Below are 13,690 nucleotides of genomic sequence, written 5' to 3'. Positions count from 1 at the left end.
ATAACTTGTACCCTATTTAAATGAATAAATAAGATACAAGTTATAGGTAAAGTGGATACAGTGATCCACACTTTATTTAATGATACGTATTATACGTGAAAAAGTCTCAAAATCCTACTTCTTAGCAACTAAACGTCAATCCACCTCTAATGCCTCATCTTCTTGTTCTTCAACCATCTCCGTATGATCACAATGAGTACATTGCAACTTCACACCTTGTTTGTTGCGTTTTTCGACCATCATCGATTCGCAGACTGGACAAGGTTTAGGCGATGGACGATCCCATGATACAAAATCACAATCAGGGTAACGATCGCAACCATAAAAGACTCTGCCTTTTTTACTGCGACGTTCAACGACATGTCCTTCTTTACACGTTGGACAGGTTACGCCGATGTCTTTGATAATAGGCTTCGTGTTACGACAATCTGGGAAGCCTGAGCAAGCTAAGAATTTACCGAAACGTCCTAATTTATATACAAGTGGCAATCCACATTTATCACAAATTTCATCAGACACTTCGTCTTCAATTTCGATTTCTTTCATTTCTTCTTCTGCAAATTCTAAGCGCTTTTCAAAAGACTCGTAAAACTCGCTCAAAACATGAACCCAGTTCTCTTCACCTTCTTCAACATGGTCCAAATTCTGTTCCATATTCGCAGTAAACTCAGCATTCAATATTTCAGGGAAAAATTCTTCCATCAACTGAATAACCAATTCACCCAGTTCTGTAGGCATAAATTTCTTTTCTTCAATCGCTACATAACCACGCTTTTGAATCGTTTCAAGTGTTGGTGCATACGTACTTGGTCGCCCTATACCTAACTCTTCCAACGTTTTAACTAAACGTGCTTCTGTATAACGCGGAGGCGGTTGAGTGAAATGCTGTTTGGGTTCGATCTCTTCTTTTTGAAGTTGATCGCCTTGAGCAAGTGGTGGTAAGAATTTGTCGCCTTCTTCTTTACCATCATCATTACCTTCCACATACAATTTCATAAACCCTTGAAAACGCACTTTGGAACCTACTGCACGGAAGGTTGTAGGACCTGCTGTGATATCAACAGATAATGTATCCAAAACAGCTGAAGACATTTGACTGGCTGCAAAACGTTCCCAGATCAATTTGTATAAGCGGAATTGATCACGACTCATTAATGGCTTCAATGTATCCGGTTCACGGATTGCAGAAGTTGGACGAATCGCTTCATGCGCATCTTGTGAATTTGCTGCTTTTTTAGAATACTGGCGTGGTTCATCAGGAACGAACTCTTTACCGTATTTTTCTAAAATAAATTCTTTCACTTCTTCTTGTGCTGATGCAGCTACACGGGTTGAATCGGTACGCATATAGGTAATCAAACCAACGGTTCCTTCTTTACCTAGATCGATACCTTCGTATAATTGTTGAGCTACTGACATCGTTTTGGCTGCACGGAAGTTTAATTTACGAGCAGCTTCCTGCTGTAAAGAAGATGTTGTAAATGGTGCAGATGGATGACGCAAACGTTCACGTTCTTTGACATTGGATACTTCAAAAGAAGAATCTCCAATCGCCGCTAGAATTTCTTTCACTTCTGCTTCATTATGAAGTTCCTTTTTCTCGCCATTTAAGCGGTTGAACTTCGCTTCAAACGTTGTATCATTAATCGTTAATTTCGCTGTAATACTCCAGTACTCTTCAGCTACGAAATCAGAGATTTCATTTTCACGATCAATAATAATTTTAACAGCTACAGATTGAACACGACCTGCGGACAAACCTTTTTTTACTTTTTTCCATAATAATGGACTGATTTTGTACCCTACTAATCGATCCAGTATACGACGTGCTTGTTGAGCGTTTACAAGATCCATATTAATTTGACGCGGTGTTTTGAAAGCGTCTTTTACTGCTTGTTTGGTGATTTCATTAAATACAACACGACACATTTCGGTTTCGCCAACGTCAAGCGCATGAGCCAAATGCCATGCTATTGCTTCACCTTCGCGATCCGGATCGGCTGCGAGATAGACTTTTTTCACTTTTTTACGGGCATCTTTTAATTCTTTGAGGATAGAACCTTTGCCTCGAATCGTAATATATCTAGGATCAAAATTATGTTCTACATCAACACCTATTTGGCTTTTAGGCAAATCGCGAACATGACCCATAGATGCTTTAACAATATATTTACTACCCAGGTACTTACCGATTGTTTTTGCTTTTGCCGGTGATTCTACAATAACCAGTGTATCTGCTGCCATTAGGTTCGTCCCCCTTTCATCATTTCTATCTTTTATATTATTTATATTAAGGTATATAGCGCACCAGAGCGTTGACTGATCTGTTTTTTTATGATTAAAGATAACAGAACGGTATGCAAAAGTCCAAAATCAAACTTCGATTGAATATGTAATTCATCAATCGTTGCATCACCCTGCTCCAATATAAGGTATATCGTTTTTTCGTCTGTTGTCAAATCGAATTTTGCAGAAAAGTCTGAAATTGGAGGTTTTGAAGCACTGATTTGACTGGATTTTTCTTTCATTTCGTACGGATTATCACACCGTTTGATTAAACTTGAATCATATTCCTTCATTATATCTTCTGTAGAGGTAACCAGAATGGCTCCTTGCTTCAGTAGAGAAAGCGTCCCCTGACTTTTGGGAGAAGTGATTGGCCCCGGTACAGCAAAAACATCACGATTCTGTTCCATGGCAAAATCAGCGGTAATCAAAGAACCACTTCTAGCATCAGCTTCAACAACCACAGACCCGTAAGAGAGCCCTGATATAATACGATTACGTTGTGGAAATAGCCCGGGTGAGGATTTGGTACCTATCGGATACTCAGATAATACAAGTCCTTGATCAGCAATTCGATGATACAATGAGCGATTTTCCGCAGGATAAATAGTATCAATCGCTGTGCCTAGAACAGCAATAGTCTGTCCATTCGCTCGAAGCGCTGCTTCGTGACATACACTATCAATACCTCTCGCCATTCCACTGACTATCGTAACACCACGCTCTGCCATTTCACCAGCAAGTAACTCACCAACTTTGCGTCCATAAGCGGTCGGAACCCTTGTCCCTACCATACCGATACAGAAGCTAGATAGCAGTTCTACCCGTCCTTTAGCATATAAGATCCATGGCGGTTGAAAAGTTTCCTTCATTAAAGTAGGATACTCCTCATCAAGCATCGTGATAATATGAATTCCTTGCTCCTCATACTTCTTTATTTTGGTTTGGAGATACTCTGGTTGTAGCTGTTCAGGTAAAGATTGAGCTACTTTCTCAGGCATGCCTAATCCACGCCAGCTTCCGGCATCCCATTCCGGCAGTTCGCGCAGATCTACATGATTCTGCAATATATCCTTCATTCTTTTCCAACCTATACCAGAAGCTTCACATAGTCCAAGCCATATCAATTTATCATCCATTGTAATGATCTCCTTTTCAGGAGCAGGAACAAATCTTCCTTCTCCATTTAATCGTAAACCTAACTATTTTGCAAGCGTTTACTTCATTTTTAGGTATTTTCTTCCATTATTCTAAGTCATTTTGAGGTAAAAAATCTAAATGAACGCAAAAAAAGCAACCTTTGTCTCCTCAAGAGAATACAAAGGTTGCTTACCTTATACGTCCGTTACTATCTAATTACATTCATTATAAAGAACAGACTGTAAAAAGTCTATATGTGAGTATTAAAGTCCCTTTTTAGTGCGTAGTACACTCACTTAAAAGACCTTTTTCTTCTAAAACTTCAACTAATGTTGAACCCATTTCAGAAGGAGTAGGTGCTACTTTAATACCGCAAGATTCTAGCTTAGCAATTTTTTCAGCAGCAGTACCTTTACCACCGGAAATGATTGCGCCTGCATGTCCCATACGTTTGCCCGGAGGAGCTGTAGCGCCGCCGATAAAGCCTACTACAGGCTTCGTCATATTCGCTTCAATCCACTCTGCCGCTTCTTCTTCTGCTGTACCACCGATCTCACCAATCATAATGACTGCGCGAGTATTCGGATCTTCGTTAAACATTTTCAGAATATCAATAAATTCTGAACCTTTAACTGGATCTCCACCGATACCTACAGCAGATGATTGACCGATTCCACGAGTAGACAATTGATGAACAGCTTCATACGTTAATGTACCACTACGTGATACAACACCTACATAACCTGGCTTGTGAATATAACCTGGCATAATACCAATTTTACATTCGCCTGGTGTAATAACACCCGGGCAGTTAGGTCCGATTAAGACTGTTTTTTTGCCTTCTAGATAACGGGATACTTTAACCATATCCAACACTGGAATACCTTCTGTAATACAGATAACCAGATCTAGTTCAGCATCGATTGCTTCAAGAATAGAATCAGCTGCAAATGCAGGAGGTACATAGATAACACTTGCTGTAGCGCCTGTTTTTTCCTTAGCTTCTACAACCGTATTAAAGACTGGCAATTTAACTGTTTTGCCATCTTCCAGTGTAATCTCAACATCAGTTCCACCTTTACCAGGTGTTACGCCGCCAACCATTTGAGTACCGTAATCTAGCGCACCCTTAGTATGAAAGAGTCCTGTTGCCCCGGTAATACCCTGAGTGATGACTTTTGTATGCTTATCTACCAAAATACTCATTGTTTAGACACAGCTCCTATCACTTAATTTAGGTCCTGGATTTTATACGAGAGCTACGATCTTCTGTGCTCCGTCCGCCATAGAATCCGCGGCAACGATGTTTAGCCCTGATTCGGCGAGAATTTGTTTACCTAAATCTACGTTCGTACCTTCAAGTCTTACAACTAAAGGACGATCCAGACCGATTTGTTTGGCAGCTTCAACTACGCCGTTAGCGATAACATCACAACGCATAATACCACCAAATATATTAATGAAAATACCTTTTACACTACTATCGGACAAAATAATTTTGAATGCTTCTGTTACTTTCTCCGTTGTTGCACCGCCCCCTACGTCAAGGAAGTTAGCCGGTTCGCCGCCATAATATTTGATAATATCCATCGTAGCCATAGCCAGACCTGCACCATTAACCATACAACCGATATTACCATCAAGAGCGATATAACTTAGATCGTATTTGGAAGCTTCAATTTCTTTTGCATCTTCTTCATCCAGATCACGAAGTTCAAGAATATCAGGATGTCTAAAGATCGCATTCGAATCAAAATTCAATTTTGCATCCAAAGCAATAACTTCACCGTCACCAGTAACAACTAGCGGGTTGATTTCTGCGATAGAGCAATCTTTTTCGATAAAAGCAGTATACAATGCAGTCATAAATTTAGCTGCTTTGTTCACTTGTTTTGTCGGAATATTGATTGCGTATGCTAGTTTACGAGCTTGGAACATTTGTAGACCAATAGCCGGGTCTACGGTTTCACGGAAAATCTTTTCAGGTGTTTTCTCAGCGACTTCTTCAATTTCAGTGCCGCCTTCTTCAGATGCCATGATCACGACTCTACCTGTAGCACGGTCGATAACAACACCTATGTAATATTCTTTTTGAATATCACAGCCTTCTTCGATTAGAAGTCGTTTAACTTCTTTTCCTTCAGGACCTGTCTGATGTGTTACAAGCACTTTACCCAAAATCTCTTGAGCATAAGTACGTACTTCGTCCAGACTTTTAGCTACTTTAACTCCGCCAGCTTTACCACGACCACCAGCATGAATTTGAGCTTTGACCACACACACTGGGCTGCCCAGTGATTGAGCTGCTTCTACAGCTTCTTCTACCGTGAAAGCAACTTTACCTTCCGGTACAACTACTCCGTACTGTTTAAGTACTTGTTTTCCCTGATATTCATGGATATTCATTCAATAAATCCTCCTATCAACATGAATGCATTCCGGCAAGAGCCCCCGGCAAATCAATAACCTTCAATATTGTAACATGTTTTTAAAACGCTTTCCTTAAAAATTTCGCCAATTTACTCCATTTACTGGAAGTTATCTTGAGTAAGCTAGCTCTTACTTAATATATCATGTATACGCTATCAAAGTAAAAAAACAAAAGCCCTTTTACCAAAATTCGATAAAAGGGCTTTATTTCAACCGATATGCTGTTACACAAGATACCTGTATTTTGTATAGATTAAGACTTGTTATTCGCCATTTCGATATTCGTTTGGTGTACATTATGAAGCAACTGTTTAAATTCGCCTAGCAATTCTTCGAGTTTCTTCGTATTCATACATGTTCCATCCATAACATCTTGTGGAATATTAACTGCTTGTTCCTGCAACTGCTGGCCTGCTTCAGTCAATGTAATATGCACTTTACGCTCGTCTTCTGTAGAACGTTTACGAATAATCAAGCCAGCGGCTTCTAAACGTTTAAGCAAAGGAGTCAATGTACCTGAATCCAAATACAAAGCATTTCCTAATTCTTTAACTGTACACTCTTGTTGCTCCCATAACACGATCATTACGAGATATTGAGAATAAGTCACTCCCAAGCGATCCAATAGCGGTTGATACATTTTAGTCATTTCACGAGAAGAAGCATAAATAGCAAAACAAAGTTGATTTTCAAGCTTTAACTGCGGATGTGGATACTCATTAGAATCTGTAGTCATGCTATATCACCTACCTATAATTATTATAAAATATATTTTTCTTTAACTAATATTTTACCCAAATACAAAAAAATGAACGACTAACAAGAGTGTGCGAAATCTACTTTATAGATATGATTATATCATAAAATCTACTGATTTACATAAAGATAGCGAAAAATATTTTACTTTTCATATTAATTGTGTTAAATTTAATTTTGTAAAATAAATTATATAAAAAGGTGGAGTTATTCATGTTAACTATCCAACAAAAAATGTATGAAACTACAGTAAAAGCAGTTGGAGGTCGTGCAGGTTATGTTGAATCTTCTAGCCCTGAACTTCGTTTAGATATTGCAACACCAAAAGAAATGGGCGGCGCTGGCGGTGCTGGTACTAACCCTGAACAATTATTTGCAGCAGGATATTCTGCTTGTTTTGATAGTGCTCTAAATATGGTTGCTCGTATGCAAAAAATCAAACACGAAGGTACAGAAGTAAATGCTACTGTAAGCTTCGGTAAAGCTGAAGATGGCGGATTTGCGCTTGCTGTTAAAATGGATGTTTTGGTTAAAGGTGTAGATCGTGATGTAGCTATGAAATTAGTAGAAGAAGCTCATAACGTATGTCCTTACTCTCGCGCAACACGTGGTAATATCGCTGTAGAATTAAACGTTATCTAATATTAGATTGTCCAACTTGTACTTTATCCCTATAAACCCTTTCTAACTCTACCCCCTTAATATAGAGTTTAGAATATCGATTTTGAGAATATTACAAAAGAAGCAGTCCCCTAACTGCTTCTTTTTTCTATGCAAATAAAACATTTTTGTTCTATTTTGATTTATTTTCAGAAAATATGATATTATTACAAACGTCCCAAAACGTTGCTATGACTGATATTTTCTAATTATGATTATGGATTCACGGTTCTTACAAAATGTAAGATTCGTGTCAAAATCGACTGTTGTGTGTATGTATGTTATAGTGAAAAACGTTATTTATTTTTCATATTCAAAAGATTCATCGCCTTACAGATGAACTTAACACACAGGAGGTCCAATTTATGAAACTCAAAATCAGTACTTTTCTACTTGCACTCACCGTCGTAGCTGCGACCGCCGGCTGTTCTAATGGCAACACAGAAACACCAGCTAGCACGACAACCCCAACAACAACTAATGAATCTACAGCCACTGATTCTACAGCAACAACAGATGAAGGTGCCGCTGTAACTGACAATGAAATGGCTACAACTGAAGACGCAACTACGACAGACCCTGCTATAGAAAGCACAGACAAAACAACTACAGATGCTACTACTGATAGCACTGCAACAGATGTTTCTGCTGAGAAAGTAGCAAGTGCCATCAAAGCGCAAAAGATCGATTTGATCTCTGCTCCAGATGAGCAAAACAGCTGGGTATTGAATGATGTAAAAGCTACTCGTTATGTAACAGATAAAGACTTGAATAAACAGGAAACTGTTTCTATTTATAGCTTCAAATCAGCTGACGATGCTAAAAAAGGGTTGGAAGATTTGAAAACTCAAACAAGCAAAACCCCTTACGATTTGCTTAACAAATCCACTTACACTAAAGGTAACGCTGTAGTGGTATATTGGTTTGAGCCTTCTTTAAACAAAGGTAGCAAAGAAAAAGGAATGTTAGACGCTAAACTTCAAAAAGCTGTAGATAGCTTGTAAGTTAGATTCAGCTTCTTGAACCTAGTTCCTTTTGAGTATTTGATCCAAAATCTTTATTATACTGTTTAAAAACAGACTACACTATTAAATGAGCTAAATAAAAAGAACCGTTTTTATAAACGGTTCTTTTTGCTGTATTTATTATTACCAGCATTCTAAGAGTGCTCTGTTTTGCTGCTCACCCTTATCCGGATAATTACTCTCTTCCACCTGTAAAAGGATTGATCTCATACGTCAGATCTCGACCTGCTTTTTTTTCTTCATGCGCTATACGTTTACCAATCGCTATGTGATACCAAATTCCTGGGGCAGAAAGCAATACCATAAATAACAAATACCATACTATAACCATATTTATCAGCTCCTAAATATTAGTCAGCTTCACAATATTTCCATTCATCTTCTGGCATTTCATATTCGTCGGAAGAAAAACGTTGTTCTTGGAAAGGATCAGCTACATTATGAAAGCCATGATCTTCCCAGAATCCACGTCGGTCTTCTTTCATAAATTCAATACCACGCACCCATTTGGCACTTTTCCAAAAATAAAATTTCGGAACAACCATCCGTAATGGCCCACCATGCTTAGCAGTAATCGGTTGATCATCATAATTCCAAGCTAATAATACATCTTCGTCCATCAGATCTTTCAAAGCTACATTGGTTTCATAATCAGGATCTGCATGAATCATTACATATTTTGCTTCTGATTTGACTTTCAATACATTCATTAGATCAGAAAATTTGACACCTTCCCATGCTGTATCAAATTTAGACCAGCGAGTCACACAATGAATATCACTGACAGTACGAGTGACTGGTAACTTTTGCAAATCTTCAAATGTAAATAATTGCTCTTCTTCAACTTCGCCAAAAATACGCAAATTCCAAAAATTCATATCATATTCAGGTACACTACCTTCATGCAAAATCGGAAAACTTTCAGTAAGTGTCTGTCCCGGAGGTAAGCGACGTTGTAAATCTTGCTCTAATATAGGCGTTTGCGGAACTTTAGCGCCTTTTAGACGATCTGCTTTATTCTGCATCATTGCCCCTCCTGTCTTTTTGTATTCATATTCTATATTTTAACATTAATTTTTGCGTATTTATAGCAATTCATCTGAGTACTGATTCAATAAAGTCTAGTATCCATAGATCTATACTACAATCATGAACTCTTTATAAAAGACTTCAGTAACTATTCACTATCGCTTTAATCTTTGATGAAATCGGACATATATAGGGTGAATATTTGAGTTATTGTCTATCTTTTACCTATATTGAGCAAAATCAGTACATATTTTGCTTTACTATGGACAAAAATAGGGTCAATACTTGGGTTCCTATTTATTTGCCCTATTTTTGTCCATAATAAATAATATTTTTGATTAATGACCCTATTTTTGTCGCATTTCATTTCAAAATAACGCTAATAATCACTGTGATTATGGCTGATTTAGACCCTAATTTTGTCCATAGTATGCCCTACAATTGTCTATAGTTCGTCCTATTTTTGTCGCACTATACCCTAAAGTTGTCTATAGTTTGAACCTAAATCTGTCTGACTTCTGCCCTATTTCCGTCTACAAATGACCCTAAAACTGTCCATAATTCACCCTATTTTTGTCCGATATTAAGGCTGGCAAGCTAGGATTATCAACAGATATCATCGACTCTAAACAAGTAAAATATTTAAAACAATAAAAACAAGATATGTAAAATAAGATAAACAACTCAAAGTAAGATATTGTGCTGCTTAAGCTACTTTTATCATAGATTATCTATTATAATGAAGGAACGTCTTGGAGGTTATATAACATATGAAGAAAAATAATCTGGTTACAAAGTCTAATGATCTTATTGAAATGCCTTTAAAAATGAGTGTAGTTGAACTACGTATTATTTATGTACTGATCAGCATCATTTCACCGGAAGATCAAGAATTTCAACGTTACCGATTTAAGATTAGTGAATTTGCCAAATTAGCAGGTGTGAAAAATAAAAATATTTATGCACAAGTAAAAGAATACACACTAAATCTAATGTCCCATCCTTTTTACATAAATGAAAACTTACAAGTAAACTGGTTGGCATCTGCGGAATACTTTCCGAATGAGGGCATAATTGAAGTCGAATTTTCGCCCAAGTTAAAACCTTATCTTCTTCAATTGAAGGAAAAATTCACTTCATTTCGTCTAAACGATATTCTAAAGCTTAAAAGTGCTTATTCTATGCGGATCTATGAGCTTTTAAAACAATATGAGAAACTAGGTCAGCGTACTCTCAAAGTTCAACGTTTAAAAGAACTACTAGGTATCGAAGATCAATATCCCGTTTACTCCGACTTTAAAAAGCGTGTGATCACCAAAGCACAGCAAGAAATCAACAAAAGTACAGATATCGAATTCAGTTATGTGGAACGTAAAAATGGTCGTAAAGTAGATGAAATTGTATTTACGATCAAAACAAAAGCTAAGCAAAATGTCACGATTCTTCCAGCTACTGAAGCGGTATCCTCGGTACAAACCCATACAGCTCATCGTTTAAGCGATCGTTTGAAAAAAGAATTTGGATTAACGACGATAACGATCCAAACGATTTTAAAAGCGTACGAAAAAGACTATATCACTGAAATTCTAGATATCGTCAAAATCGATGTACTGAGTGGACGTGTACATGATATTCCAGCTTATACAGTCGCTGCGCTGAAAAATGATTATCGCAAAAAGAAAACGGAGCTTGATATGGAGCTAGAGCGCCAGCACACATTGAAATTAGAAAAAGAACAAAAATCGCAGTTACAACAACAATATTATGCGACTGTTGCTGAAAAGTTGAATCAGTACATTATTGCTATGAGTGAAGAACAGCTAAATATAGAAGTTCAAGCGATGTTACATAGTGTAGCTGACAAAGATATCGAAATTATTATCACAGATGTTCGTGATCCACAATTGATGTCTGGTGGTTACTTCAGACAATATCTCAATAAAAAATACTTTAGTGATTATACATTTGATGTATTTATGCTAGACATCACAACAGCTTAAAAAAAGAGAAGTAGCTATAATAGCCACTTCTCTTTTTTATGACATCATTACATCATCGGTGCATAAGCGCGAAGAAAAACGCGTACGCCTTCAGTAATGATATGCTTCACTTGCTTTTGATCCAAATCCTTAGGGTTGGGTTGATTAAATACCAGCAGAATCGTTAGCGCAGCAAAGTGCTTGGTAGCCATATGAGGATCAGGGATATTCAGTAATTTATTTTCTCCAAACGCTATAAACCTCTTGATAATGCCTTCTTCTGTTGCACGATCCATATCTTCATAAAAAGATTCTGACAAATTAGCAACCTCTACCATAGCCAGACGGATCAAAGCTTTATAATCAGACGAACCATTGGCAAAGACAACTATTTGTTCACAAAATAAAATAAGAGCTTGCTCCAAATCATCAAATTCCAAAAGATGATCTGAAATTCCTTGTTCAATCATATTTAGAACCGTTGCACTGGTTTCTTCCATAACCGTAAGTAATAAGTGTTGTTTATCCCCATAATAATCATACACTGTCCGTTTAGAAACTCCTGCTCTATGAGCAACAGCATCAACACTGGATTGGTTAAATCCCTCAGATAGAAAAAGTTCTCGTGCTGCTGCAATAATTTTAGTTCGTTTATCTAAAGAACCTTTACGTACTTTTTTATTTTCTATCGTATTCATTCTCAAATTCCCCCTTATAAGTATATTATCAAAAATTGATTAAAGTTCCACTTTACTTATTACACTGTACGGTGTAGTATAATTTATTATCTGCTATATCCCAAGGAGGATTCTATACATGGAAACGATCTTTTCTTCTGTTGATGTTCTTATTGTTGGAGCTGGACCTACAGGACTTACACTTGCTTGCGATCTTGCCCGTCGAAATATTAGCCATCGCATTATTGATAAAAACACTGTATATAACGTAGCATCTCGATCCAAAGCTATTCAACCTCGTTCCCTTGAGGTCGTTGATGATTTGGAAGCTATTGACTACATTTTAGATACAGGTGTTGTCGATTTGCCTGTTCGTTATTATACTGCTGATGGTAAAAGTATAGATAAGCCATCTATTACTGTTGCCGCTAGCAGCAAGTTTGAGACACCCTATCGTCATCCAGTCTGGATTGCTCAATTTGATGTAGAAAAAGCATTACGTGATTGCTATGCTATTCTTGGAGGTCAAGTCGAGTTAGGGATAGAAGCTGTAAAGCTTGTTCAAGATTTGGATGGAGTAACAGTAACTGTCAAGACATCGCAAGGCGAAGAGCAAATTCATGCTCGTTATGTAGTCGGTGCAGATGGAGGTAAAAGTAATATTCGCAAGTTTATTCAATTGCCATTAGTTGGCGAGACATACGATGATGAGCGGTGGTATCTGGGAGATATACAATTAGAAGGTCTGGATCGTGATCGTATTCATATTTGGACATCTTCAGAAGGAATGTTAGGGATAACTCCGCTACCCAAATCGAATATTTGGCAACTGCAAGCCACTATTTCAGCAGAAATTCAAAACCCAGCAGAACCATCTTTAGAATTGTATCAGACTATGTTGGATCAACGAGCTGGTACTGGGCGTGTTAAGCTCACTCATGCATCCTGGCTTTCTATTTACCGAATCAATGTGCGGATGGTTGAATGTTATCATAGCCATAGAGTTTTCCTTGCTGGTGATGCGGCACATGTTCATTCTCCAGCAGGAGGTCAGGGTATGAACACAGGGATGCAAGATGCGTATAATCTTGGATGGAAACTAGCCGCCGTACTTCAAGGAGCTGATACTCATTTACTCCATACGTATGATGAGGAGCGCCGTCCAATTGCTCAAGCTGTTCTTCAAGATAGTTCTAAGAAAATAAAAGCAGTTACTGCAACAGTAACTGAAAGTGGGTCATTATCTCAATCTCTAAGTACAATATCCGATGATCTAACAAGCGGGCTTTCTATTTCCTATCGCTCCAGTTCTCTTACTCGTTCATTTACTGGAAAAAACATTCCTCTTTTACTACCTGGAGATCGTGCTCCTAATGCTGATATTCTGCAAAGTGAAAAATTTTCCGGAACTATTTTTGATCTGCTACGTGGTACACACTGGACAGTTTTAGCTTTTGTAAATCATACCGATTCTTCTATATTGGAAAACCTTACTCATGACCAGCTTCGCTTATATTCTATACTTCCATCACACACAGAGAGAACAGATCATATCATTGATAAAGCAGGAAATGCTTATCGAATTTACAATATATCAAATGAAGAACTACTATTGATTCGTCCAGATGGCTATATTGCACTACGTACTTCTATAGAAGAGTCACGATCTATTTTACAATATTTAAATGCTATCTATTACTTAAGTTAA

General features: G+C 37.6%; 12 protein-coding genes. 4 read left to right on the top strand and 8 right to left on the bottom strand.

The genetic code is table 11. From position 1 onward, the window contains the following. Window positions 1-135: 135 nt before the first annotated feature. The 5 genes from topA to PaeCFBP13512_RS09315 all read right to left on the bottom strand — a co-directional run bounded on the left by topA (window position 136) and on the right by PaeCFBP13512_RS09315 (window position 6,592). A complete protein-coding gene (gene topA / locus PaeCFBP13512_RS09335; RefSeq protein ID WP_069327393.1) occupies window positions 136-2,244 on the bottom strand; it encodes a type I DNA topoisomerase in 2,109 nt (702 codons plus the stop codon). Between the two features lie 41 nt (window positions 2,245-2,285). Next, on the bottom strand, window positions 2,286-3,425 hold the full coding sequence (dprA, locus tag PaeCFBP13512_RS09330) for a DNA-processing protein DprA (RefSeq protein ID WP_137222692.1): 1,140 nt from the start codon (window positions 3,423-3,425) through the stop codon (window positions 2,286-2,288). A 277-nt stretch (window positions 3,426-3,702) separates the two neighbouring features. After that, window positions 3,703-4,632, bottom strand: a complete 930-nt coding sequence (gene sucD, locus PaeCFBP13512_RS09325; protein ID WP_069327395.1) for a succinate--CoA ligase subunit alpha — start codon at window positions 4,630-4,632, stop codon at window positions 3,703-3,705. A 42-nt stretch (window positions 4,633-4,674) separates the two neighbouring features. Further along, the gene (gene sucC / locus PaeCFBP13512_RS09320; RefSeq protein WP_069327396.1) at window positions 4,675-5,832 is read right to left on the bottom strand and encodes an ADP-forming succinate--CoA ligase subunit beta; all 1,158 of its coding nucleotides are present in this window, start codon (window positions 5,830-5,832) and stop codon (window positions 4,675-4,677) included. 277 nt (window positions 5,833-6,109) lie between these two features. After that, window positions 6,110-6,592 (bottom strand): MarR family winged helix-turn-helix transcriptional regulator, encoded by a 483-nt coding sequence (locus tag PaeCFBP13512_RS09315; protein WP_069327397.1) that lies wholly within the window; start codon window positions 6,590-6,592, stop codon window positions 6,110-6,112. A 233-nt stretch (window positions 6,593-6,825) separates the two neighbouring features. Here PaeCFBP13512_RS09315 and PaeCFBP13512_RS09310 point away from each other — a divergent pair, with 233 nt between their 5' ends. Both PaeCFBP13512_RS09310 and PaeCFBP13512_RS09305 read left to right on the top strand, forming a co-directional pair. Then, the gene (locus PaeCFBP13512_RS09310; protein ID WP_137222690.1) at window positions 6,826-7,254 is read left to right on the top strand and encodes an organic hydroperoxide resistance protein; all 429 of its coding nucleotides are present in this window, start codon (window positions 6,826-6,828) and stop codon (window positions 7,252-7,254) included. 383 nt (window positions 7,255-7,637) lie between these two features. Continuing rightward, on the top strand, window positions 7,638-8,276 hold the full coding sequence (locus PaeCFBP13512_RS09305) for a hypothetical protein (protein ID WP_137222688.1): 639 nt from the start codon (window positions 7,638-7,640) through the stop codon (window positions 8,274-8,276). A gap of 196 nt (window positions 8,277-8,472) precedes the next feature. Here PaeCFBP13512_RS09305 and PaeCFBP13512_RS23365 read toward each other — a convergent pair whose 3' ends face one another. Next, a complete protein-coding gene (locus PaeCFBP13512_RS23365; protein ID WP_175425160.1) occupies window positions 8,473-8,628 on the bottom strand; it encodes a hypothetical protein in 156 nt (51 codons plus the stop codon). A 19-nt stretch (window positions 8,629-8,647) separates the two neighbouring features. Beyond that, window positions 8,648-9,322, bottom strand: coding sequence for a sulfite oxidase-like oxidoreductase (locus PaeCFBP13512_RS09300; RefSeq protein WP_137222686.1), 675 nt, complete (start codon window positions 9,320-9,322; stop codon window positions 8,648-8,650). Between the two features lie 774 nt (window positions 9,323-10,096). Here PaeCFBP13512_RS09300 and PaeCFBP13512_RS09295 point away from each other — a divergent pair. After that, a complete protein-coding gene (locus PaeCFBP13512_RS09295) occupies window positions 10,097-11,326 on the top strand; it encodes a replication initiation protein (protein WP_137222684.1) in 1,230 nt (409 codons plus the stop codon). A 47-nt stretch (window positions 11,327-11,373) separates the two neighbouring features. Here the strand turns inward: PaeCFBP13512_RS09295 and PaeCFBP13512_RS09290 are convergent, their stop codons facing one another. After that, window positions 11,374-12,003, bottom strand: coding sequence for a TetR/AcrR family transcriptional regulator (locus PaeCFBP13512_RS09290; protein ID WP_137222682.1), 630 nt, complete (start codon window positions 12,001-12,003; stop codon window positions 11,374-11,376). Window positions 12,004-12,121: 118 nt separating this feature from the next. Here PaeCFBP13512_RS09290 and PaeCFBP13512_RS09285 point away from each other — a divergent pair, with 118 nt between their 5' ends. Beyond that, complete coding sequence (locus tag PaeCFBP13512_RS09285) at window positions 12,122-13,690, top strand: FAD-dependent monooxygenase (RefSeq protein ID WP_137222680.1); 1,569 nt, start codon at window positions 12,122-12,124, stop codon at window positions 13,688-13,690.

It is taken from the genome of Paenibacillus sp. CFBP13512 (genome assembly GCF_005233705.1).
Lineage (GTDB): Bacteria > Bacillota > Bacilli > Paenibacillales > Paenibacillaceae > Saccharibacillus > Saccharibacillus nuruki.
This window is presented reverse-complemented; position numbering and strand designations above follow the sequence as displayed.